Source organism: Confluentibacter citreus, assembly GCF_002807055.1.
GTDB classification, from domain to species: Bacteria; Bacteroidota; Bacteroidia; order Flavobacteriales; family Flavobacteriaceae; genus Confluentibacter; species Confluentibacter citreus.
Map to the genome: position 1 here is coordinate 154,892 of NZ_NIXN01000002.1, position 22,826 is coordinate 177,717.

26 protein-coding genes are annotated in these 22,826 nt (G+C 34.8%); 25 read left to right on the plus strand and 1 reads right to left on the minus strand.

The genetic code is table 11. From position 1 onward, the window contains the following. Positions 1–110 precede the first annotated feature (110 nt). The 3 genes from CDH49_RS06430 (at position 111) to CDH49_RS06440 (ending at position 5,422) form a co-directional block, all read left to right on the plus strand. A complete protein-coding gene (locus CDH49_RS06430) occupies positions 111–2,636 on the plus strand; it encodes a PIG-L family deacetylase (RefSeq protein ID WP_100614633.1) in 2,526 nt (841 codons plus the stop codon). A 103-nt stretch (positions 2,637–2,739) separates the two neighbouring features. Beyond that, entirely contained in the window at positions 2,740–4,452 is a 1,713-nt protein-coding gene (locus CDH49_RS06435; protein ID WP_100614634.1) for a sodium:solute symporter, read from the plus strand. Continuing rightward, the gene (locus tag CDH49_RS06440; protein WP_100614636.1) at positions 4,430–5,422 is read left to right on the plus strand and encodes a Gfo/Idh/MocA family protein; all 993 of its coding nucleotides are present in this window, start codon (positions 4,430–4,432) and stop codon (positions 5,420–5,422) included. The genes CDH49_RS06435 and CDH49_RS06440 overlap by 23 nt, the downstream gene beginning before the upstream one ends. Before the next feature lie 113 nt (positions 5,423–5,535). On the opposite strand, the gene CDH49_RS06445 is transcribed toward CDH49_RS06440, so the two are convergent. Further along, on the minus strand, positions 5,536–6,387 hold the full coding sequence (locus tag CDH49_RS06445) for a DUF2911 domain-containing protein (RefSeq protein WP_100614638.1): 852 nt from the start codon (positions 6,385–6,387) through the stop codon (positions 5,536–5,538). A gap of 255 nt (positions 6,388–6,642) precedes the next feature. On the opposite strand from CDH49_RS06445, the gene CDH49_RS06450 reads away from it, so the two are divergent. The 22 genes from CDH49_RS06450 (at position 6,643) to CDH49_RS06555 (ending at position 22,737) form a co-directional block, all read left to right on the plus strand. Further along, a complete protein-coding gene (locus tag CDH49_RS06450) occupies positions 6,643–7,539 on the plus strand; it encodes an alpha/beta hydrolase (RefSeq protein ID WP_157805279.1) in 897 nt (298 codons plus the stop codon). A gap of 183 nt (positions 7,540–7,722) precedes the next feature. Further along, positions 7,723–8,379, plus strand: coding sequence for a TetR/AcrR family transcriptional regulator (locus tag CDH49_RS06455; protein WP_100614642.1), 657 nt, complete (start codon positions 7,723–7,725; stop codon positions 8,377–8,379). Positions 8,380–8,387: 8 nt separating this feature from the next. Next, the gene (locus CDH49_RS06460) at positions 8,388–9,698 is read left to right on the plus strand and encodes an ABC1 kinase family protein (protein ID WP_100614644.1); all 1,311 of its coding nucleotides are present in this window, start codon (positions 8,388–8,390) and stop codon (positions 9,696–9,698) included. Next, complete coding sequence (locus CDH49_RS06465; protein WP_100614646.1) at positions 9,698–10,321, plus strand: flavin reductase family protein; 624 nt, start codon at positions 9,698–9,700, stop codon at positions 10,319–10,321. The genes CDH49_RS06460 and CDH49_RS06465 overlap by 1 nt, the downstream gene beginning before the upstream one ends. Beyond that, complete coding sequence (locus CDH49_RS06470; protein WP_100614648.1) at positions 10,322–11,743, plus strand: SDR family oxidoreductase; 1,422 nt, start codon at positions 10,322–10,324, stop codon at positions 11,741–11,743. A 6-nt stretch (positions 11,744–11,749) separates the two neighbouring features. Beyond that, positions 11,750–11,884: a DUF2256 domain-containing protein gene (locus tag CDH49_RS06475; protein WP_204524807.1), complete on the plus strand. Its 135-nt coding sequence runs from the start codon at positions 11,750–11,752 to the stop codon at positions 11,882–11,884. 46 nt (positions 11,885–11,930) lie between these two features. Beyond that, entirely contained in the window at positions 11,931–13,406 is a 1,476-nt protein-coding gene (locus CDH49_RS06480) for a cryptochrome/deoxyribodipyrimidine photo-lyase family protein (protein WP_100614652.1), read from the plus strand. A 100-nt stretch (positions 13,407–13,506) separates the two neighbouring features. Next, entirely contained in the window at positions 13,507–13,935 is a 429-nt protein-coding gene (locus tag CDH49_RS06485; RefSeq protein ID WP_100614653.1) for a hypothetical protein, read from the plus strand. Further along, a complete protein-coding gene (locus tag CDH49_RS06490) occupies positions 13,935–14,210 on the plus strand; it encodes a TIGR03643 family protein (protein ID WP_100614909.1) in 276 nt (91 codons plus the stop codon). The genes CDH49_RS06485 and CDH49_RS06490 overlap by 1 nt, the downstream gene beginning before the upstream one ends. A 136-nt stretch (positions 14,211–14,346) precedes the next feature. Continuing rightward, positions 14,347–14,562, plus strand: a complete 216-nt coding sequence (locus CDH49_RS06495; protein ID WP_100614655.1) for a hypothetical protein — start codon at positions 14,347–14,349, stop codon at positions 14,560–14,562. A 6-nt stretch (positions 14,563–14,568) separates the two neighbouring features. Next, positions 14,569–15,252 carry an SDR family NAD(P)-dependent oxidoreductase gene (locus CDH49_RS06500; RefSeq protein ID WP_100614656.1) on the plus strand — a complete coding sequence of 228 codons (684 nt, stop codon included), beginning with the start codon at positions 14,569–14,571 and terminating at the stop codon, positions 15,250–15,252. An 18-nt stretch (positions 15,253–15,270) separates the two neighbouring features. Next, the gene (locus CDH49_RS06505; RefSeq protein ID WP_100614658.1) at positions 15,271–15,810 is read left to right on the plus strand and encodes a glutathione peroxidase; all 540 of its coding nucleotides are present in this window, start codon (positions 15,271–15,273) and stop codon (positions 15,808–15,810) included. Then, entirely contained in the window at positions 15,807–16,268 is a 462-nt protein-coding gene (locus CDH49_RS06510) for a TspO/MBR family protein (protein WP_100614660.1), read from the plus strand. Before CDH49_RS06505 ends, CDH49_RS06510 begins: the two co-directional genes overlap by 4 nt. Next, entirely contained in the window at positions 16,268–16,729 is a 462-nt protein-coding gene (locus tag CDH49_RS06515) for an SRPBCC family protein (protein WP_100614662.1), read from the plus strand. The genes CDH49_RS06510 and CDH49_RS06515 overlap by 1 nt, the downstream gene beginning before the upstream one ends. 3 nt (positions 16,730–16,732) lie before the next feature. After that, entirely contained in the window at positions 16,733–18,037 is a 1,305-nt protein-coding gene (locus tag CDH49_RS06520; protein WP_100614664.1) for a cryptochrome/photolyase family protein, read from the plus strand. 65 nt (positions 18,038–18,102) lie between these two features. Next, positions 18,103–18,612: a hypothetical protein gene (locus CDH49_RS06525; RefSeq protein ID WP_204524802.1), complete on the plus strand. Its 510-nt coding sequence runs from the start codon at positions 18,103–18,105 to the stop codon at positions 18,610–18,612. 165 nt (positions 18,613–18,777) lie between these two features. Next, positions 18,778–19,107 carry an ArsR/SmtB family transcription factor gene (locus CDH49_RS06530; RefSeq protein ID WP_100614666.1) on the plus strand — a complete coding sequence of 110 codons (330 nt, stop codon included), beginning with the start codon at positions 18,778–18,780 and terminating at the stop codon, positions 19,105–19,107. Between the two features lie 72 nt (positions 19,108–19,179). Further along, positions 19,180–19,647, plus strand: coding sequence for a DUF6428 family protein (locus tag CDH49_RS06535; protein ID WP_100614668.1), 468 nt, complete (start codon positions 19,180–19,182; stop codon positions 19,645–19,647). Between the two features lie 30 nt (positions 19,648–19,677). Further along, complete coding sequence (locus tag CDH49_RS06540; protein WP_100614671.1) at positions 19,678–20,295, plus strand: low molecular weight phosphatase family protein; 618 nt, start codon at positions 19,678–19,680, stop codon at positions 20,293–20,295. Positions 20,296–20,297: 2 nt separating this feature from the next. Beyond that, positions 20,298–21,344, plus strand: coding sequence for an ACR3 family arsenite efflux transporter (gene arsB / locus CDH49_RS06545; RefSeq protein WP_100614673.1), 1,047 nt, complete (start codon positions 20,298–20,300; stop codon positions 21,342–21,344). 313 nt (positions 21,345–21,657) lie between these two features. Next, the gene (locus CDH49_RS06550) at positions 21,658–22,077 is read left to right on the plus strand and encodes a DUF3788 family protein (RefSeq protein ID WP_157805280.1); all 420 of its coding nucleotides are present in this window, start codon (positions 21,658–21,660) and stop codon (positions 22,075–22,077) included. A gap of 420 nt (positions 22,078–22,497) precedes the next feature. Next, complete coding sequence (locus CDH49_RS06555) at positions 22,498–22,737, plus strand: hypothetical protein (protein ID WP_100614676.1); 240 nt, start codon at positions 22,498–22,500, stop codon at positions 22,735–22,737. The last annotated feature ends 89 nt before the right edge of the window (positions 22,738–22,826 follow it).

Genomic DNA, 22,826 nt, shown 5'->3' on the forward strand with positions numbered 1-22,826 from the left:
ACCAACCAACAACTTGTAACCAACAACCATTCTAACGTTAAAGAAACATTAAAAGAAACCTACACGCTTGTTTAGTTTTATATATTTGGCTATCAGCTAACAAAAACTTTATGAGAAAACATTTACTCATTCCTTTTCTATGTGCCCTATTTTGTGGCATTCTTCAAGCACAACAACCAGTAAAACCTTCAACATCCGACATTTATCTATCCATTCAAAAACTAAATTTTTTAGGGTCTGTTTTATATGTAGCGGCGCATCCCGATGATGAAAACACGTCGCTTATCTCCTATATGTCCAACCATGTAAAAGCCAGAACTGGATATTTATCCATAACACGAGGTGATGGTGGACAAAACCTGATTGGCCCTGAAATTAGGGATTTATTGGGTGTTATAAGAACCCAAGAATTATTGGCAGCTAGAAGTATTGATGGCGGGGAACAGTTTTTTACAAGAGCCAATGATTTTGGTTTTTCAAAAGACCCAGAAGAAACCTTATCTATTTGGGATAAAAATGGTGTATTAAGTGATGTGGTTTTAGCCATTAGAAAATTTAAACCAGATGTGATCATTAACCGTTTTGACCATAGAACCCCAGGTACAACACACGGACATCATACCAGTTCTGCCATGTTAAGTTTTGAAGCTTTTGATTTGGCGAATGACAAATCTGCTTTTCCTGATATACAAAAAATCGCTGATGTTTGGCAACCAAAACGCATATTTTATAACACCAGTCCTTGGGCTTTTGGAAGTCCGGAAGAGTTCGAAAAAGCCGATAAAACTAACCTAATAACTTTTGATATTGGCGAATACTATCCACTTAAAGGCTTATCAAACAATGAAGTGTCTTCGTTGGCAAGTAGTCAACATTTAAGTCAGGGTTTTGGAAGACAAACCAATAGAGGATCACAAAATGAATATATTGAATTTTTAAAAGGTGATGCTTTAGTAAATAATAAATCTGTTTTTTCGGGCATTGATACGTCCTGGAACCGTGTAAAAGGTGGAAAAGCCATTGGTGATATTTTATATAAAGTTGAACAGGAATTCAATTTTAAAGACCCATCGGTACATCTTACGGATTTAATGAAAGCCTACCAATTACTGCAAGCTATTGAAGATACGCATTGGAAAACCATCAAAACCAAAGAATTAAAATTCATCATAGAAGCCTGTGCTGGATTATATTTGGAAGCATCCGCTGAAACCAGTTCAAGTACCCCAAACAGTAAAATCAAAATAAATATTGAAGCTGTAAATAGAAGTAATGCAACTATTGAATTGGTTAGCCTTTCACAAAAAGATGGTTCTACCAGTCAACAAAATACCGTTTTAAAACCAAACATCAAACAAAATATTAAAACCGACTATACCATCTCAAATGACGAAACCTATACAACACCTTATTGGTTGGCTGAAAAAGGTTCGTTGGGCATGTATAAAGTAGATGATATAAATTTAATTGGATTGCCGGAAACACCGAGACATGTTTCTGTTGACATCAATTTAAAAATAAATGACACGCCTATTACCATTACAAAACACGTTGTCTATCGTTTTGGAAAACCAGAAAAAGGTGAGTTGTACCGTCCGTTCGAAATTATTCCAGAAGCTTCAGCAAAAATTCCTGAAAAGGTCATCATTTTTGAAAATGACAAACAAAAAAATGTGGAAATCATTGTAAAAGCAGGTCGGGATAATTTAGAAGGTTTTGTTGAAATCAATCATCCCAAAGATTGGAGTGTATCTCCAGAAAAACAAACTGTTTCTATCGCCAATAAAGATGAGGAGCAACGATTCATATTTACTATCATGCCGCCTAAAAACCAAAGCGAAGGGCATATCAAACCAATCATCCATATTAACAATAAAACATATACCAAAGAACGCATTGAAATGGATTACGACCATATTCCATATCAAACTGTTTTAGAACCAAGTGAAAGCAAAGTTGTAAGGTTAGATATTAAGAAAAAAGGCGACAATATTGCTTATATTGCTGGAGCTGGCGATGTCGTTCCAGAAAGTTTACAACAAATTGGTTACCAAGTACAAACCTTAAATCCAGAAAGCATTAATGCCGACATATTAAGTGCATTTGATGCCGTTGTGGTTGGTGTTAGAGCTTACAATATCATTGACGAATTAAAATTTAAGCAACAATTATTATTCGATTTTGTTGAAAAAGGCGGTAATATGATTGTCCAGTATAATACGAATACCAGATTGAAGGTGGATAAATTGGCGCCTTATGATTTAAAATTGTCTAGAGATCGTGTCACTGATGAAAATGCTGAAGTCCGTTTTTTACATCCGAATCACCCCATTTTAAATTATCCCAATAAAATAACCCAAGAAGATTTTGAAGGATGGACACAAGAACGTGGTTTATATTATCCAGGTGAATGGGCAAGCGAGTTTACACCCATTCTTTCTATGAACGACAAAGGTGAAACACCAAAAGATGGTAGCTTATTAGTTGCTAAATACGGTAAAGGCCATTATATTTATACAGGGTTAAGCTTTTTTAGGGAATTCCCAGAAGGGGTTTCTGGAGCTTATAGACTATTTGCCAATATGTTATCGATAGGTAAAGAAGACATCAAACAAGCTGAAAATCTTAAAAAATAACGGATGAAAGATTATAAATGGAATAAGATGTACACGCTGGTGCTGGTTGCGAATGCTGTTTATATCATCTTATTTTATTTTTTAACGCAATCCATTTAAAACAATGCAAGAACTCTATTGGATAGATTGGATTGTTTTAGTAGTTACTCTGTTAGGTATTGTTGTATATGGAACGTGGCAAACTCGAGGCAGCAAAAATGTACAGGACTATATAAAAGGGGGTAACACCTCTAAATGGTGGACCATTGGTTTATCGGTTATGGCGACACAGGCCAGTGCCATAACCTTCCTTTCAACTCCTGGACAAGCCTTTAATGACGGGATGGGCTTTGTACAATTCTATTTTGGTTTACCCATAGCCATGATTGTTATTTGCATGGTTTTTATCCCTTTGTACCATCGGCTTAATGTGTATACGGCTTATGAATTTCTTGAAAATCGTTTCGATTTAAAAACCAGAACCCTTACAGCCATTTTATTTTTAATTCAGCGCGGTTTAGCGGCAGGGATAACCATTTTTGCGCCTGCTATTATTTTATCCGTTGTACTGGGTTGGAATTTATTGATTCTGAATATCATCATCGGTATTTTAGTCATTATTTATACCGTTTCCGGTGGCACAAAGGCGGTTAACGTGACCCAAAAACATCAAATGGTCATTATTTTCATTGGGATGCTTGTAGCATTTTTTATCATCATAAGTAAACTTCCGCAGGATATTACATTTACCAAAGCCCTTCATATAGCAAGCGCCAGTGGAAAGATGAATATTTTAGATTTTTCATTTGATTTTAATAATAGATACACCTTTTGGAGCGGTATTATTGGTGGAACGTTTTTAATGCTATCGTATTTTGGTACTGACCAAAGTCAAGTACAGCGCTATTTATCTGGGAAATCGGTTAAGGAAATGCAATTAGGTCTCCTCTTTAACGGTCTGCTAAAAGTACCTATGCAATTTTTTATCTTGTTGGTTGGTATCATGGTTTTTGTTTTTTATCAGTTCAATCAAGCACCTTTAAACTTTAATCCCAATGCGACGGAATTTATTCTGAATTCTGAATTTGCTGACGACTATAAATCCCTTCAACAAGAAGAAGACATTATTTTTAACAATAAAAGGGAACATATAAAATCATACGTAAGTTCTGAAAGCACTGATGCCGCTAAAGCCATTATATTGGCGAATGAAGCTAATAGCAACATAAGAAATAAAGCAAAGTCCCTAATCGATAAAGCTGCTGAAAAGCAAAAAATTAAAGTAGAAAAAAACGACGTGGATTATGTGTTTATCTATTTTATTTTAAACAATTTACCCAGAGGACTCATAGGTTTACTTTTAGCTGTTATTTTAAGTGCCGCTATGTCCAGTACCTCAAGTGAATTAAATGCGTTGGGTTCTACAACAACCATGGATTTGTACAAACGTAACACCAGTGAAAAAACCGAAGACCACATGGTAAAAGCCTCCAAATGGTTTACATTCGCTTGGGGCATAATAGCGATTGGCGTTGCCTGTATTGCCAATCTTGCCGAAAACTTAATACAATTGGTAAACATTATCGGCTCCATATTTTATGGTAATGTATTGGGCATATTTTTATTGGCATTTTTCTTTAAATTTGTTAGAGGTAATGCTGTTTTTATAAGCGCATTAATTACGCAAGCCATCGTCATTGCTCTTTATTTTTTAGACTTATACGAATATATTAACCTTCCTTTTTTATGGTTAAATTTTGTAGGGTGCACCATAGTTATTACTATTGCAAGTATAATACAACTAACAACAAGAAATGATAGAACAATCACAAACTAAAAAAATTAAATGGGGCATTATTGGTCTAGGCGGTATTGCCAATAAATTCGCAAACGACCTTTTAACCATTAAAGATGCCGAATTATACGCTGTTGCCTCTAGATCACAAGAAAAAGCAGATGAATTTGCAAAAAAATATGGGGCTACAAAAGCCTATGCCACCTATGAGGATTTAGCAAACGACCCGAATATTGATGCCGTTTATATAGCAACGCCTCATGCCCTTCACAAAGAAAACGCACTCATGTGTTTAGAAAAAGGCATCGCCGTTTTAGGTGAAAAACCTTTTGCCATGAACGCGAAGGATGTTGATATCATGATTGCAAAAGCCAAAGAAAAAAATGTGCTTTTAATGGAAGCACTTTGGACGTATTTTTTGCCGCATTATCAATATGTACTAAAGGAATTAGAAAATAAAACCTATGGAAATATTCTAAAAGTAGAAAGTGATTTCGGATTTAAAAAACCGTTCGACACTCAAGATAGATTATTTAATAAAGCTGTTGGCGGTGGTAGTTTATTGGATATTGGCATCTATCCTATTTTTGCAAGTTTATCAACCTTAGGAATGCCGAATAATATAGAGGCCAACGCTACTTTTTTTGAAAATGGCATTGATTCTTCATGCCACATGGTTTTTAATTACGGTGATAACGTAAATGCCTATTTAAAAAGTTCCATTTTGGAAGTATTTCCAACGGAAGCTATTTTTTATTGTGAAAAGGGAACCATAAAAATCAATCGCGAGTTTCATTGTCCAAGTACGGTTACTTTAATTTCAGATGGCAAAGAAGAAACCATTGATTTTGGTTACGACAGTAACATCTTTGGTTATAAATACGAAACTATGCACTTCAATAAGCTGCTTCAAGAAGGTAAAAAAGAAAGTAATATCATGACCTTTGATTTCAGCAGAAAACTTATCAAACTACTGGATGAGGTTAGGGAAATTATAAACCTGAAATACTAAAAACTAAAAAAACCTAACAAAAATAAATCTGTTAGGTTTTTTTAATTTATGTAAACAAATCTCAAAGGTCTAAAAATCTAAACCTCTAAAAGCTAAGCGTTCTATCATCCAAATTACATCGCTCCCCACTCCTTCAAAGAATCTTTGTTCAATTTTACATAATCTGCATTTCCTTCCTCTTCAGAAGCAGCCAAAGATTTTTTTGCAACTGCAATCGCTCCTGCTTTATCGCCAGCTTTTGCATAAATCAATGATTGCTGTCTTAGCTGCCAAAACGGAGCTTTGTCACCAGCCATGGTAATGGCTTTATCAATCCATGTCTTCGCTTGTTTAATATCTTTATTTTCTTGTAAATAATACACTGCAGCGTTAAAATAATCATTAGCTGTTGGTGTAGCATTCATTACATTATTGATGCTAGTTAATACCATATCATCAGTAGGTACATCAATTTTTACACCCACATATATTTGTTCCCACATAATTCCTAAAACCCCACTATTACTTGTTAAATCATCAAATGATATGGTAAACGTTTCTATATTCATTGGCAAAGGATAAATTTCAGCATTTACTTTTGCTGCTACTTTTGCATCATCCCATTTAGCTGGCAAGCCACCGTTAGTGGCATCTGTATAAAATATAACATCCCATGCAGTAGCATTAGGGATGGCATAAACAGCATACGTTCCTGCTTTTAATGTCTTTTCACCCACTTTAACATCGGTGCTAAAGGTGATTTTTGTATTTTGATTAGCTCCTAAACGCCAAACTTGGCCATAGGGAACTAAATCTCCAAAAATTTTACGTCCTCGCATGTTGGGTCTGGAATATTCCAGAGTTACATCTGTTAATCCGACTTTCTGTTCTACTTTAGAGGACGGACTTGGTTGTGGTGTTACTATTTGTGCTTCAACAGCAAGCACCGTAGTAATGGTTAGCAATAATACTAATAGTTTTTTCATGTTATTTTTTTGATTTTATTTTAACTTTTAAAATTAAACATTCTTATTTTCTAATTTGTTAACAAAATCTTAAATTAAGTACGGATTATTCATCTAAATGCCTCTAATGGAAAACTTTAATTTAAGCTCATGGGTTTCTTGGTGCTTTATTATAACATTTTAGTTTTCAGTAAATTATTTATTTAAATGGTATCCATAAATATTTTCGTAGTTCCTTTTTTAGTCTTTACTTTGGCTATTATTTACTACCACATTATGACCCATAAAATAGCAACATGCATATTGTTGTTTTTTTCTTGTATTGCTATATCACAAACCAGATACATCGATCCTGTTTTCGATAGTATAAGCAGTAAAACATATACTTATTCCATTAAGGGCAAGGACACCTTGAAATTGGATCTTTATGAACCTGAAAACGATTCACTTGTCAAAAGACCTTTATTTGTTATTGTACATGGAGGTGGTTTTAATTCTGGTAGTAGAAATACTAATTCGTTAATTAATTTAGCCGAAAATGTCGCAAAAAAAGGGTATGTAGTAACGTCTATTGATTACAGGCTGTTAAAAAAAAATGAATACTTTAGTTGTAACTTACCCGTAAACAGAAAATTAAAAGTCTACAGCAATGCTGCTGATGATTTACTAAGTGCCTTAGAATATTTGTTGAATTATAAAACCAATTTTAGAATAGATGAGTCTAAAATTGTTATTATAGGCATAAGTGCTGGTGCAGAAACGGCGTTAAATGTTATTTATAATAGAGAATTGGTTATTAGAAATTTAGATAGGTATTCCCATATTAAACCTGCTGCCGTTATTTCTGTTTCTGGTGCTTTATTGAATGCGGATATCATAAATAATTCAGTCCCCGCCGTTTTTTATCATGGTGCCTTAGATAAAATTGTTCCTTATGGCAAGGGAGCTCACCATACCTGCGATTTAAAAAGTAAAGGATTTTTAATTATTGACGGGTCCCAACGAATTACCGAAAAATTAGAAGCTCTTAATTCTAGCTTTATGTTTTATAGTTACTTAAAACAAGGACATAAAGAATTCGACATCCCCAACGAGGATATTAAGGAAGCCTTTCTTTTTATTAACGATATCGTCTTCGAAAAAAAATTCTATCAAGCGAGAATTACACAATAAATTACGCGACTAAACTCAAGCACTACTTTAGTTTGAACGATTAAACCTCTGTTAAAACCCTCTTATCATTAATTTTAGACATCCTTTTTCATGGTGTCTTAATCCTTCATACTGTTAATATTTGTTTAACTTTTTATTTATATCGTTAAACATTTTGTATCTTTACGCTATATCTACAAAGTCATGGCAAAAAAGAAAACAATTACTGAAAATGACATCATCACATGGTATATGGATTATGTTTTAGAACATAACCAACATCCTAAATCGGTGTATGCGTTCGCAAAAGCAAATAATATTGATGAATCATTGTTTTATACTCATTTCGGGTCCTTTGAAGCGATTGAAAAGCACGTTTTCAAAGCGTTTTTTCACAATACCATCACTGTGTTGGAAAAGAATGAGGATTACAACACATATGACTCTCGAAACAAGTTATTGGCATTTTATTTTACCTTTTTTGAAAACTTAACTGCCAATAGAAGTTACGTGGTTTATGCTTTGAACAAGCACAAAAACAGTCTTAAAAATCTAGCTGTATTATCGGAATTAAAACGTCATTTTTCAAAATACATTGACCAATTAGGTATTGAAATACTTGATATCAAACAGGCTCAGATAGAAAAATTTCAAAACAAGGCCATTAGCGAATCTGGTTGGATTCAATTGTTGGTTACCATGAAATTCTGGTTGGATGACACATCTGCCAGTTTTGAGAAAACGGACATTTTCATAGAAAAATCGGTAAACACTAGTTTTGATATTTTAAATGTTACCCCCATTAAAAGTGTCATTGACTTTGGAAAATTTCTTTTCAAAGAAAAAATGAACATGAATTAAAAAAGAAAATGAAAACCATAGACAGTATACCTACTTCAAAAATGCAACGCGCCAGTAAATTAGTATCCACTGGTGCCAAAGTCGGCGTTAATTACCTCAAGTATTATGGGGATAAAATGATTAATCCAGAAACAGAGGCTAAAGATCGCTTAAACAAAAATAATGCTGAAGATATTTATGATGGGCTGAAACAGCTAAAAGGAAGTGCTTTAAAAGTCGCGCAAATGTTAAGCATGGAAAAAAGCATTTTACCTCAAGCGTATGTTGATAAATTTTCGCTTTCACAATTTTCGGTTCCGCCATTATCTCCGCCATTAGTTTTAAAAACATTCAAAACATATTTCGGGAAATCTCCCAATGACATATACGATACTTTTAATGCAACTTCTGTAAATGCCGCAAGCATCGGACAAGTCCATGTTGCGGAAAAAGACGGGAAAAAACTTGCTGTGAAAATCCAATACCCAGGAGTTGCAAAAAGTATCGCGTCCGATTTGGCTATGGTAAAACCCATTGCCATGAGTATGTTTAATATTAAGGGAAAAGATTCCGATAAATATTTTAAGGAAGTAGAAAATAAACTTATTGAGGAAACGGATTATTTGTTGGAAATGAAGCAAAGTAAGGAAATTGCTTTGGCTTGCTCTCACATTTCCAACCTCTTGTTTCCGAATTATTATGAAGCCTTGTCCTGTGAACGCATCATTACGATGGATTATATGGAAGGCGAACATATTTCGGAATTTACAGCTTACAATAATGATGTTGAAAAGTCTAACAAACTCGGACAATCACTTTGGGATTTCTATATGTATCAAATTCATGTACTGAAAAAAGTACATGCAGACCCACATCCGGGTAATTTTTTAATTTCTAAAAATGCGGAACTTATCGCATTGGATTTTGGTTGTATGAAAGCCATCCCCAATGATTTTTATGTGCCTTATTTTGAACTGGCAAAGCCTGAAAGCATAAATGATAAAGCCTATTTTACATCTAAGTTGTTTGAATTGGAAATATTAAAAGTAGACGATAATAAAGAAGAATTGGAATTTTTCACCACTATGTTCCACGAGATGCTGAGTTTATTTACACAGCCATTTCACAAGGAGCATTTTGATTTTTCAGATAAAAATTTCTTCGGAAAAATTGCAGAACTGGGTGAACGCTACTCTAAAAGTACAGATTTAAAGAAAATGAATGGTAATAGAGGTTCGAAGCATTTCATCTATATCAATCGAACCTTTTTCGGTTTGTATAATTTAATGTTCGATTTAAAAGCGAATAACATTAAAATAAATAATTACAAGCATTTATAATGGCTTATTTCAGCAACAAAGATATTTCAGAATTAAATCATTTTTACAAAATAAATCTCATCAACAGTTGTTCTGGTTATAAATCGGCTAACTTAATTGGCACAAAATCCGCAAGCGGTATTTCTAATGTGGCGATTTTTAGTTCGGTGATACATCTAGGCTCAGAACCCGCCTTGTTAGGATTTATTTTAAGGCCAAATACGGTGACTAGAAACACCTACGATAACATTAAAGAAACGGGCGTTTATACCATAAACCATGTACACCAAGCCATCATCGAAGAAGCGCATCATACTTCAGCTAAATACGATTCATCCATTTCAGAATTTGATATGACTACTTTGGAAGAAGATTATTTGAACCATTTTCACGCACCTTACGTCAAACATGCACCTGTTCAAATGGGTATGAAATATGTTGAAGAATACGCTATTAAAGAGAATGGCACTATTCTTTTAATTGGAGAAATCCAACATTTAAACATCAATGATCCTCTTTTAAAAGAAGATGGTTTTGTCAATTTATCCGAAGCACATGTTGTTGCCATCAATGGTTTGGATGGTTATGCTTTGCCGATATCACCAACACGCTTGGATTACCAAAGACCCAGAAAAATATCTTAAATGAAAATTCTCGTTACAGGAGCCACCGGTTACATTGGCAAGAGGCTTATCCCTTTATTAATCCAAGAAGGACATGACATTGTGTGCACTGTAAGAGATACGATGCGTGCTGATAAAGGGTATTTGAAAGAAGAACAAGTCTCTTTTGTTCAAGTAGATTTTTTAAATGAAGCTACCTTAAATAATATCCCAAAGGATATCGATGTTGCGTATTACTTGATACATTCTATGTCCAATGCTTCAGAAGATTTTAGCATTCTGGAAGCACGTTGCGCTGTGAATTTTAAAAACAGTTTGGAACAGACGGCTGTAAAACAAGTTATTTATTTAAGTGGCATCACCAACGAAAAAGAACTTTCCAAACATTTAAGTTCACGCAAGCATGTAGAAGACATTTTACAATCAAATACCTATGCATTAACCATTTTTAAAGCTGGTATTATTGTCGGTTCTGGCAGTTCTTCTTTTGAAATCATAAGGGATTTGGTTGAAAAACTACCTTTTATGATTGCACCAAAATGGCTAAATACAAAAACGCAGCCCATTGCGGTAAGGGATGTTTTAACCTTTTTAGTGAATAGTGCCGGAAACACAACATTATACAACAACTCTTACGATATTTTCGGACCAGAAATATTGACCTATAAAGAAATGTTACTCAAGTTTGCTGAAGTACGAAAACTTAAAAGATACATCATCACTGTTCCTGTAATGACGCCAAAATTATCATCGTATTGGTTGTATTTTGTCACGTCCACATCCTATAAATTGGCGACGACTTTGGTAGATAGCATGGGCGTTCAAATTATTGGGAAACCGAGTAATATCAATAGCATTTTAGGTGTCTTACCATTAACTTATAAGAAAGCTGTGGAGTTAGCTTTTGAGAAAATTGAACAAAATAGCATCATTTCCAGTTGGAAAGATTCGTTGGTTAGCAGCGGCAGATTGGGAAATGATTTGCATAAATACATTAACGTTCCAAAATTCGGATGTTTCAAAGATTACAAGGAAAGTAAGGTTAAAAACGAAGCCAATACTCTAGATAAAATTTGGTCCATAGGTGGTACGAATGGTTGGTATTATGGTAACTTTTTATGGAAAATCCGTGGATATATCGATAAACTTTTTGGAGGTATTGGATTAAGACGAGGCAGAACGAGTCCGACGGACTTGGATGCCGGCGATGCCCTAGACTTTTGGCGTGTTATTTTTGCGGATAAACAACAAAAAAAATTGCTTTTATATGCCGAAATGAAGCTTCCGGGTGAAGCTTGGCTGGAATTTAAAATCGAAGATGGTATTTTAAAACAAACTGCCACATTCAGACCTCGCGGATTAGCGGGCAGATTGTATTGGTATGCCGTTTTGCCGTTTCACGGCATTATTTTTAATGGATTGATTAAAGAATTAGCCCATTAAAACATGATTAAAAAACAACACCTACCTCAAAAAACATGTGTTGTTTGTCAATTGCCATTTACATGGCGAAAAAAATGGGAAAAGAATTGGGAATCTGTCAAATATTGTAGTGATCGATGCCGTAAACGCAAAGCCTTATAAAACAATAGGCTACGGATTTAAAAACCTAATATTATAGAACATCAAGATGCCTACTGATAAAGAACCTATTTCCGTTGTTTGGCTGAAACGTGACTTACGCTTGGATGATAATGAAGCCATCCAAAATGCGTTGGCTTCGGACAATCGTGTACTGGTATTATATGTGTTTGAAACCATGTTGCTAGACGACCCACATTACAGCGAGCGCCATTGGAATTTTATCAAACAATCATTAGAAGATATGAATGCTAGGCTAAGCCAATTCAATACCAAAGTTTTAGCCATACAAACAGATATTATTTCCGCATTTAATAGAATCCAAACCCACTTCAAAGTTGTGAATGTATTTTCACATCAAGAGACAGGTATTTTGGTAACATTCAATAGGGATAAAATTTTCAAACGATTTTGTAAAAACAATTTTATCGATTGGCAGGAAAACATTAATAATGGGATTTACAGGGGCTTGCAAAACAGAGAACAATGGGCAGAGAAATGGGAAACCTTTATGAATATGCCATTATGTGAATTTCACCCAAAAACAGAACAGTTCTTATCGACTGAAGACATTGCCATCCTAGAACAAGAATGCCAAACCGTATCTTTGTCAACTCCAAAAACAACCAATTTTCAAAAAGGCGGGACAACTACCGGGCTTAAATATTTAGAATCTTTTTTAAACAGTCGCTACAAAAATTACATGTTTTCCATCTCAAAACCATTGGACGCCAGAAAATCATGTAGCAGACTTTCTCCCTACTTAGCTTGGGGAAATCTTTCGGTGCGGCAAGTTTTTAAATCGGCTTTGGATTTGAATGTTTCCTCATCAAACAAAAAACAATTGGAAGCATTTTTGTCCAGGCTCAAATGGCAAGCCCATTTTATTCAAAAGTTCGAAATGGAGCACACCATGGAAACGGAAAGTATCAACAAAGGTTATCATGAACTCAGAAAAGACTTGTCTAAACAGTATCAAGAGGCTTGGAAAACGGGAAAAACTGGCGTACCGTTGGTAGATGCCTGCATGCGTTGTTTGAACGAAACGGGGTATTTAAATTTTAGAATGCGTGCTTTGGTGGTTTCGTTTTTCACACACAATTTATGGCAACCATGGCAAGAAGCCAGCAAACATTTATCACAACAGTTTTTGGATTTTGAACCCGGCATCCATTTTCCACAACTACAAATGCAAGCTGGTGAAACGGGCATCAATACCCTTAGAATTTACAATCCCATAAAAAATGGCTTAGAGCACGACCCAGAAGCGATATTCATAAAAAAATGGGTGCCTGAGCTGAAAGACTTAGACACACCTTTTGCTCATGAACCTTATTTAATGACCGAGATGGAACAACGTTTTTACAATGTGAGATTGGGAATCGATTACCCTTATCCCATTGTGGACATTCAAGCAAGTAGAAAAAGAGCGAGTACCACGCTTTGGAATCTTCAAAAAAACATGCTCGTAAAAAATGAAAGCCTTCGCATTTTAAAAAAGCATACCCTCAGTAAGCGTAAATGATATTATTATTTTTTCAAAAATTCATATATAAATGTTAATTTTTTGTTTAACATATATCAAAAAATATTAAACATTTAGTAAATTTGATGTATATTTGGATATGGTATTAGACACCACACATAAAAACAAAGAACACGAAAACCTAATCAACGATTTGGTTGGAAAACGCTATTCTTTTTTACAGTCGCTTAAAATGAAAGGCATTGGTTCTAAACGTATGATTATTGATGAAGTTAGTCCGAATATGAAAACATATACCAACATCATTTCCGATGTTAATTATGCCAATATTGAAATGCGTTCACGCGGCATTCTCATATACATCAACAAAGGGTTGAGTAATTTTACTTGGGTCATTCCTTACTATCAATTAGTGATTTATAAAACCAACGGAAGCAGTATTCATGCGCAAGGTCGTTTTATTAAATTCAGAAATAATAATATGTTTAAAGAAAATAAATCCTTTTTTGATAAGCTTTTGGATAAAAAAATAGAACATGAAGCCCAATACAATTTTCAAGGTTTATGATGGTTTTATCAGAAATGGATAGGGATAGAATCGTAGAAATGGCTTGGGAAGACCGAACCACTTTTGAAGCCATTAAATTTCAGTTTCAGATTAATGAACAAGAGGTTATTGAATTGATGCGAAACGAACTGAAACCGAATAGTTTTAAAAGATGGCGTAAGCGTGTACAAGGTCGTGCTACGAAACATGAAAAATTGAGAAGCTTTGAATTAGGAAGATTTAAATGTTCTAGGCAAAAACAGATTTCCAATAACAGGATATCAAAACGTTGTTGACAAAACTAAAATGCTAATATTTACTTAATATATCCTCTTAAAACAAAGGAAATATCCTATAATTTATTATATTGGTAAATTGTGGCAAAAAAGTCGCAAGCAGATAAAAAAATAAATAATATTTAGACAGAACATTATGGATATTGTTAACAAAGCTTTAGAATTTGAACAACGCAAACAAGTTTTTAAAACCACTAGCGAACGCATAGAGGCATCAAGAGAAGTAAAAGATCTTATTTTGGATTTGAATACGGTTTATAAAACCGAAAAAGACCCCAAATTAATGGATATTATGAAACGACTGACTGCCATCAAACAAAAAATAGAAAAGCGTCTTAAGGGACGACCATAAATTAAAATGAAAACGATATTAATAATTGGCGGTAGCAAAGGAATCGGAAATTCCATTGTAAATGCATTAGTAAACACTCATAAGATTATTAATATCAGCAGAAGTAGCCCGCAGCTGACTCACAATCATTTAATACATTACAGTTGTGATATTACAAAAGACGATCTTCCTGATATTGAAAAAGCGGATGGCTTGATTTATTGTCCGGGCAGCATCAATTTAAAACCCATATCCCGATTAAGCATCGATGAGTTTAAGGAAGATTTTGAAATCAATGTTTTAGGAGCCGTTAAAGCAATTCACAAGTATTTGCCGATTTTGAAAAATGGTGAGAAACCTGCCATCATTCTTTTTAGTACGGTGGCCGCAAAATTGGGAATGCCTTTTCATGCCTCTATTGCCACGGCCAAAGCGGGTGTGGAAGGATTGGTAAAATCTTTAGGAGCCGAATTAGCACCAACCATCAGGATAAACGCCATCGCACCAACTGTAACTGATACCGAATTGGCTTCCAAATTATTACGTAACGACAAAATGGTAGAGGCCATTACAGAACGCCACCCTCTTAAAAAAATCTTAAATCCCGACGAAGTTGCAGAAATGGCAGTATTTTTATTATCAGAAAAGGCAGCTTCCATATCCGGACAAATATTCCAAATGGATTGTGGCATTGTTTCATTCAAAATCTAATCCTATAAAATCAATCTTATGCAAAAATTAATCTTCTTAAGTTTAATCCTTTTAGTCTCTACAAAATCCATGGCACAAGCACCTAAAACATCTATCTACGACATCAAACTTACAGGTCTGGATGGCAGTCAAATAGACTTAAATAAATTTAAAGGGAAACATATTCTGTTTGTCAATGTCGCTTCAAAATGCGGGTTTACGGGGCAATATGCTGAATTACAAAAACTATACGATACGCACAAAGGTAATTTAATGGTTATTGGAGCACCTTGCAACCAATTTGCCAATCAAGAATCTGGAACTGCTAAAGAGATACAAGAATTCTGTCAAGCTAATTATGGCGTCACGTTTTTAATGGCCGAGAAATTAGATGTGAAAGGTGAGAAACAACATCCATTATACCAATGGTTAACAAAAGCATCGAAAAATGGGAAAGTGGATTCTGAAGTAAAATGGAATTTCCAAAAATATTTGGTGGATGGCAAAGGTAATTTAGTGGATTATTATTTATCAGCCGTAACCCCTATGGATGCTAAAATTGTTAAAAACCTACAATGAAAATTTTAAAACCCATTGCTGTATTTTTAATCATCAATTTTGGCGCCCTTGCCATTGGCTCATGGTTAATGAATGGCGGATCAACTTCCGCTTGGTACACCAATTTAAATCAAGCGCCTTGGACACCACCCGGATGGGCTTTTGGGGCGGCTTGGTCGTTTATAATGGTTTGTTTTTCAGTATATATGGCATATCTGTATACGGAATCACCAACCACCAAAGTGAAAACATTATTTCTCATTCAGTTTGTACTGAATGTCTCTTGGAATTTTATATTTTTCAATCAACACTTGATTAGTTTAGGACTTCTGGACATTATTTTGCTCACCATTGTAGTAGCCGTGTTTTTGTTTACCTATATGAAACAGCTCAAAACAAAATCCCTTTTAATACTCCCTTACTTTGTTTGGTTGTGTATTGCGACATCTCTTAACGCCTACATTCTTTTTAATAATTAATGAAAGTATATACCCTTTATAAAAAACAGCTCTTACCTATTTCAAAAAAGGAAGCTTGGGCATTTTTATCAGACCCAAAAAACTTAAAAACCATCACACCCGATTATATGGGTTTCGATATTTTATCTGGGGCAGATAGACCCATGTTTGCTGGTCAGATTATTCAATACATTGTGACTCCCATATTAGGCATTAAAACCAAATGGGTGACCGAAATCACTCATGTGGTTGATGGCCACTATTTTGTTGATGAACAACGTTTTGGACCTTATGCTTTGTGGCACCACAAACATTTTATAAAAGAGATTGATGGCGGTGTGGAAATGGAAGACATTATTGATTATAAAGTGCCGTTCGGAATTTTAGGGCAACTCGTTCAGCCTATTTTGGTCAAGCCGAAATTGGAGGAAATCTTCAATTACCGAACTAAAAAACTGGAAGAACTGTTTGGTACATTATAAATTATGAATTCTTCTATTAGCATTTTTTGGTTTCGTCGTGATCTGCGTTTAGATGATAATAAAGGTTTTTTTGAAGCTTTAAAAAATGAAGAAAACGTATTGCCGATTTTCATTTTTGATAAACAGATTTTAGAACTCCTTCCCGAAGATGATGCACGTGTTTCTTTTATATTTGAAACGCTCCAAACGATGCGTGAAACACTTCAAAATAAGCTTGACAGCACTTTAGCATTATTTCATGGAAACCCTTTCGATATTTACAAAAAATTAATAGAAACCTATACTATTAAAGCGGTTTACACCAATCATGATTATGAACCGTATGCCAAACAACGGGATGCTGAAATCAAGTCCTTGTTAGAAAAACATCAGATTTCATTTAAAACATATAAAGACCAAGTCATTTTTGAAAAAGATGAGCTTGTAAAAAGTGATGGCAAGCCTTATGTGGTTTACACGCCATACATGAAATTATGGAAACAAACGTTTAAATCCGTAACCCTTGAAACCTATAAAACGGAGGCTTATTTTAAACATTTAATTAAGAATGTTGACGCGCCTAACCTCACTTTAAACGCTATTGGTTTTATAAAATCATCGCAAAATATTGCAGATTATAAGGTCAATTCGCAACTCATTCAAAATTACGAAGCCACTCGGAATTTCCCTGACCAAGATTCGACCTCCAAATTAGGACCGCATTTACGTTTTGGAACGGTGAGTGTTCGCGACATGGTTAGAAAAGCGACTTCGGAAAACAATGAAATTTTTTGGCAAGAACTCATTTGGCGCGAATTTTTTATGCAAATATTGTGGCACTTTCCGCAAACGGCGACACAAAGTTTTAAACCGCAGTACGACCGCATTGTTTGGCGAAATAATGAAGCCGAATTCAAATTATGGTGCCAAGGCGCAACGGGTTATCCATTGGTGGATGCTGGGATGCGACAACTTAATGAAACGGGATTCATGCACAACCGGGTGCGTATGCTCGTTGGGAGTTTTTTATGCAAACATTTATTAATCGATTGGCGTTGGGGCGAAGCGTATTTTGCCGAAAAATTGCATGATTACGACATGGCAAGCAATGTGGGCAATTGGCAGTGGGTCGCTGGTTGTGGCGTGGATGCAGCCCCCTATTTTAGAATATTCAATCCCACGACGCAAATTGAAAAGTTCGATAAGGATTTAAAATACATCCATAAATGGGTGCCAGAATTTCAAGAACTCACCTATCCACAACCTATGGTAGACCATACTTTTGCAAGGGAACGCTGCTTAAAAACTTATAAAGAGGCATTGAATTAATCTTTATATTTAAATTGTAATCAAAAATAATTTAGATTAGCAATTCATTTACTAAACAACTTGTTATGAAATTATTTTATACAACCATCCTTTTGGCAACAGTTACAATTAATTCATTTTCTCAAAATTTCTCAACTAAAAATGCAGGAAATTGTTACACGTTAGATATACCAAACTATATGGTTAAAACATTCGATTTAAATGATGTTGCAACCTTGCAATATAAAAATGCTTTAAAAGAAGCGTACACCATTGTTATTGAAGACAACAAAGACGAACTAACTTCTTTAGCAATGGTTTTTCAAAACCCGCATGAATTCTTAGAAAATTTTATTAAAGATTATCGAGCTACTAACGATAGGGTTTTATCTGAAATTGTTGAATTTGAATCTAATGGATATCCACATGCCCAAGTGGAAATGACCTGGAATGATGAAGATGGCGATTTTTACATGCTTGTTACTTCTGTTGAAACAGAAGGTCACTTTTATAAAATTTTATGTTGGACATTTCTTGAGTATAAAGACGTTCTAAAAAATGATTTCTTGGTAATTTCGAAATCATTAAAAGAATAAATATTCCTATTGATAGTTAACAGCTTATTTATTTTACACGAATTACACAAATTAGCACTAATTAATTTGTGAAAATTTGTGCAATTCGTGTCTAAATTTTTAGAAAAAATATTTGTTCATTAAATCTATTAATCGTAATATTGCAATGAAACAATATAAACGATTATGGGTTTAACTAAAACAGACATGTTCACCGATGAACAAAACGACATTGCCCTCATAGCAAAAGTGTTCGGTCATCCCGCAAGAGTCGCCATTTTACAGCACTTATTCAAAACAAATGCTTGTGTTTGTGGTGATTTAGTCACTGAAATCGGACTCGCCCAACCCACCATTTCCCAACACCTAAAAGAACTAAAACACTTAGGTCTTATTAAAGGAAACGTCGAAGGCACCAGTGTGTGTTATTGTATTGACACCGATAATTGGGCCAAAATGAAAAACATCATGTTTCAATTTTTAGATCAAGATATCGCAAAAGGAACGTGCTGTTAAAAAAATTTAATATCATTCATCGTATCATCGCAATAAACAAATATAATAAAATCACCATTTAATATTCACATTATGAAACTATCAGAAATTAAATCCGTTCTAAATCAATCAAGCAACATAGCTTTTCAATTACCAAATGGCGACTTAGTGCCTAACCATTTTCATGTGACCGAAGTTGGCAAAATAACAAAACACTTTATCGATTGTGGTGGCACAGTCCGTAACGAAGAAATCGTGAACTTCCAACTGTGGAATGCCAATGATTACGACCATAGGTTACATCCAGAAAAGTTATTAAAAATTATCGAACTTTCAGAAAAGGTTCTTGGAATAACAGACTTAGAAATAGAAGTTGAATATCAAGGAGACACCATTGGAAAATTCGGATTGGATTATGACGGCACCAACTTTTTATTGACCACCAAACAAACCGATTGCTTGGCAAAAGATAATTGCGGCGTGCCTTCACAAAAACCAAAAGTAAAGCTTTCGGACATCAAGGCAGAAGCGTGTTGTGCACCAAACAGTGGATGTTGCTAAGAAACCCTCATATAAAAAAATTAACAAAGCATGAAAGTATTCCAAAAAATAGACCACATCATTTCCACATTAAACGTTGAAACCATTTCCGAAGAACGCAAAGAAACCTTGCAACCATTAATCGATTTTGTTCAAACAAAAGTCAATGACAACAAGGAGATTCGTATCAATTTCATTTGTACGCACAATTCCCGTAGAAGTCATTTATCACAAGTTTGGGCACAAACCTTAGCCTTTCATTTTAATATAAAAAATGTATTTTGCTATTCCGGTGGCACGGAAGCTACTGCCCTATTTCCTATGGCGGCAAAAACATTGAAGAATTCAGGTTTTCAAATTAAAACCATGTCGGAAGGAAACAATCCCATTTACAGCATTAAATATGCGGATAATGAGCATCCTATTATGGGGTTTTCAAAAAAGCTGGATGATGATTTTAATCCGAAATCGGAATTTGCAGCCATCATGACCTGCGATTCGGCAAACGAAGCCTGCCCCTTTGTTGTGGGTGCAGAAAAGCGCATCCCCATCACGTTTGAAGATCCTAAAGCATTTGACGGCACACCGCAACAAGCTGAAAAATATAATGAGCGTAGTTTACAAATCGCCACCGAATTGTTTTATGTATTCTCTAAAATCAATCTTTAAACATGGCGACACATAAAAAATTAAGTTTTTTAGATAGTTATTTAACCTTATGGATTTTTATCGCCATGGCATTGGGCGTTGGTATTGGTTATTTTGCGCCATCATTTCCCGAGATCATTAACTCCTTTAATAGTGGCACAACTAACATTCCCATAGCCATCGGGCTTATTTTAATGATGTATCCACCATTGGCAAAAGTGAACTATGCACTGCTGCCAAAGGTATTTCGCAACACAAAAATTTTATCAATATCATTAATCCTCAATTGGATCATTGGTCCGGTGTTGATGTTTATTTTGGCCATCACGTTTTTGCGGGATTACCCAGAATATATGGTGGGGCTTATTTTAATTGGCTTGGCGCGTTGCATTGCCATGGTGCTGGTCTGGAACGACCTAGCCGATGGCAGTAGCGAGTATGGAGCTGGGTTAGTCGCATTAAACAGTATTTTTCAAGTGTTTGCCTATAGTTTTTATGCGTGGATTTTTATAACGGTACTTCCTCCCTATTTCGGATTTGAAGGAGCCATTGTAGATATTTCCATTGCCACCATTGCAGAAAGTGTGGCTATTTATTTGGGAATTCCATTTGCCTTGGGCATATTAAGTCGACTGATATTGGTAAAACTAAAAGGTGAAACATGGTACACTGAAAAATTCATTCCCACCATTTCCCCATTAACCTTAATAGCGCTTTTGTTTACCATTATAGTGATGTTCTCATTAAAAGGCGAATTGATTGTTGAAATCCCGATGGATGTTTTAATCATTGCTGTCCCCTTGCTTATTTACTTTACGGTCATGTTCATCATTGGGTTCTTTGTCACGAAAGCCATGGGTGCCGAGTATGATAAAACAGCAGCAGTCGCATTTACGGCAGCAGGTAATAATTTTGAATTGGCCATCGCGGTAGCCATTGCGGTATTCGGACTCAATTCTGGGCAAGCATTTGCAGGCGTTATTGGCCCGTTGGTGGAAGTGCCTGCCTTAATTCTATTGGTGAAGGTGTCGTTTTGGCTGAGGAAGAAGTATTATTTAAAAACGGTTTAAGGAAGTAAAACTAAATCTATAAAATGAATCGGAAGCTTATTCAACAAAGGTTCTCGATACAAAATACTCCGTGCCTCCGTATTTCACTCGAACTGACAGGCTAACTAACTAAAAACACAATTATTACCCTAGATGTCACTTCGAGTGATTTTCGAAGGATGAGAAAATTGTATCGAGAAGCTTTATTAATTAAAGTTCTCGATACATTTTTTTTGAAAAATAACGAACTCACATTTTGTTCAAATTTAGATTGTCTTTATGTGAAGAAATGCCGAACTTAGTATAACGGTTACTATAGATAAATCATAGGATGATGTCTGCAAGTATTTACACTGAAAAATTGGTGGAACCTAATGATAAGATGTTGACTTATGATTTGGCAGAGACCAAAAGCCATCTTGATAAAATCGCGGAATTCATTGAGAGCGCGTATGGTGATTTTATGCCTGAATGGAAATTTTACAATCAAAAATCAGGTTGGATTCTTAAAATGTTTACTAAAAAACGAAATGTGTTGTTTATTGTGCCTTGTGATAACTATTTCCGAGTCGCATTCACCTTAGGAGATAAAGCATCTGATTTGGTTTTTAATAGCCAATTGCCTGATGCTATAAAAAAGGATTTATTCGAGGCGAAAAAATATGCAGAAGGTCGGACGATTCAGATTGAGGTAAAAACTGAAAATGATTTGGATACCATATTGGATATGATAAAAATAAAACTCACGAATTAAATTAATACTGGCCATAAAAGTTTAACTCGTAATGGTTCTCGATACAAAATACTTCGTGCCTCAGTATTTCACTCGAACTGACAGGCTAACTAAAAACATAATCATTATCCTAGATGTCACTTCGAGTGGATTTGTGAAGTGCAACGGAACAAATTTGTATCGAGAAGCTTTACAACTAATAGCGGTTCTCGATACAAAATTCTGAAAAAGAATTTCACTCGAACTGACAGGCTAACTAAAAACACAATTAATAACCTAGATGTCACTTCGAGTGGATTTGTGAAGTGCAACGGAACAAATTTGTATCGAGAAGCTTTATAACTCTTAACGGTTCTCGATACAAAATACTCACAAGTACGTATTTCATATGAAGATTCACAATGATATATTTGATGATAATTTATTATAAATCAACAACCTATGATACCAATACATATAAAGCCTTCTATTTTGAAAAGCTTGAATTTTAATGAAGAAAATAAATCTTTAGAAATAGAATTTAAAAAAGACGTTAAAACTCCAAAATATATTGAAATCCCAATAGCCACCATTAAAGAATTTATAAATTCCCTAAATGCAAACATTCTGCAGGAGAATCTACAAGAACATCCTTCCCATTTAAAAATTGTGCATTCTAATTTTAATGATTCATTGAATTAACGAATAAAGAAGCATTAACAACAATTGTTTAAAACTACTCATAACTGTATATTGATTTCTTACAATTGAAAGGTTACATTAGCTTAAAA

Coding starts and splice junctions, on each gene's coding strand:
- arsB (WP_100614673.1), top strand. CDS start 20,298: ATGGCGACACATAAAAAATTAAGTTTTTTAGATAGTTATTTAACCTTA.
- CDH49_RS06440 (WP_100614636.1), top strand. CDS start 4,430: ATGATAGAACAATCACAAACTAAAAAAATTAAATGGGGCATTATTGGT.
- CDH49_RS06430 (WP_100614633.1), top strand. CDS start 111: ATGAGAAAACATTTACTCATTCCTTTTCTATGTGCCCTATTTTGTGGC.
- CDH49_RS06550 (WP_157805280.1), top strand. CDS start 21,658: ATGTCTGCAAGTATTTACACTGAAAAATTGGTGGAACCTAATGATAAG.
- CDH49_RS06510 (WP_100614660.1), top strand. CDS start 15,807: ATGAAAATTTTAAAACCCATTGCTGTATTTTTAATCATCAATTTTGGC.
- CDH49_RS06455 (WP_100614642.1), top strand. CDS start 7,723: ATGGCAAAAAAGAAAACAATTACTGAAAATGACATCATCACATGGTAT.
- CDH49_RS06530 (WP_100614666.1), top strand. CDS start 18,778: ATGGGTTTAACTAAAACAGACATGTTCACCGATGAACAAAACGACATT.
- CDH49_RS06460 (WP_100614644.1), top strand. CDS start 8,388: ATGAAAACCATAGACAGTATACCTACTTCAAAAATGCAACGCGCCAGT.
- CDH49_RS06470 (WP_100614648.1), top strand. CDS start 10,322: ATGAAAATTCTCGTTACAGGAGCCACCGGTTACATTGGCAAGAGGCTT.
- CDH49_RS06535 (WP_100614668.1), top strand. CDS start 19,180: ATGAAACTATCAGAAATTAAATCCGTTCTAAATCAATCAAGCAACATA.
- CDH49_RS06540 (WP_100614671.1), top strand. CDS start 19,678: ATGAAAGTATTCCAAAAAATAGACCACATCATTTCCACATTAAACGTT.
- CDH49_RS06485 (WP_100614653.1), top strand. CDS start 13,507: ATGGTATTAGACACCACACATAAAAACAAAGAACACGAAAACCTAATC.
- CDH49_RS06445 (WP_100614638.1), bottom strand. CDS start 6,387: ATGAAAAAACTATTAGTATTATTGCTAACCATTACTACGGTGCTTGCT.
- CDH49_RS06495 (WP_100614655.1), top strand. CDS start 14,347: ATGGATATTGTTAACAAAGCTTTAGAATTTGAACAACGCAAACAAGTT.
- CDH49_RS06435 (WP_100614634.1), top strand. CDS start 2,740: ATGCAAGAACTCTATTGGATAGATTGGATTGTTTTAGTAGTTACTCTG.
- CDH49_RS06490 (WP_100614909.1), top strand. CDS start 13,935: ATGGTTTTATCAGAAATGGATAGGGATAGAATCGTAGAAATGGCTTGG.
- CDH49_RS06555 (WP_100614676.1), top strand. CDS start 22,498: ATGATACCAATACATATAAAGCCTTCTATTTTGAAAAGCTTGAATTTT.
- CDH49_RS06520 (WP_100614664.1), top strand. CDS start 16,733: ATGAATTCTTCTATTAGCATTTTTTGGTTTCGTCGTGATCTGCGTTTA.
- CDH49_RS06480 (WP_100614652.1), top strand. CDS start 11,931: ATGCCTACTGATAAAGAACCTATTTCCGTTGTTTGGCTGAAACGTGAC.
- CDH49_RS06525 (WP_204524802.1), top strand. CDS start 18,103: ATGAAATTATTTTATACAACCATCCTTTTGGCAACAGTTACAATTAAT.
- CDH49_RS06465 (WP_100614646.1), top strand. CDS start 9,698: ATGGCTTATTTCAGCAACAAAGATATTTCAGAATTAAATCATTTTTAC.
- CDH49_RS06500 (WP_100614656.1), top strand. CDS start 14,569: ATGAAAACGATATTAATAATTGGCGGTAGCAAAGGAATCGGAAATTCC.
- CDH49_RS06515 (WP_100614662.1), top strand. CDS start 16,268: ATGAAAGTATATACCCTTTATAAAAAACAGCTCTTACCTATTTCAAAA.
- CDH49_RS06505 (WP_100614658.1), top strand. CDS start 15,271: ATGCAAAAATTAATCTTCTTAAGTTTAATCCTTTTAGTCTCTACAAAA.
- CDH49_RS06450 (WP_157805279.1), top strand. CDS start 6,643: ATGACCCATAAAATAGCAACATGCATATTGTTGTTTTTTTCTTGTATT.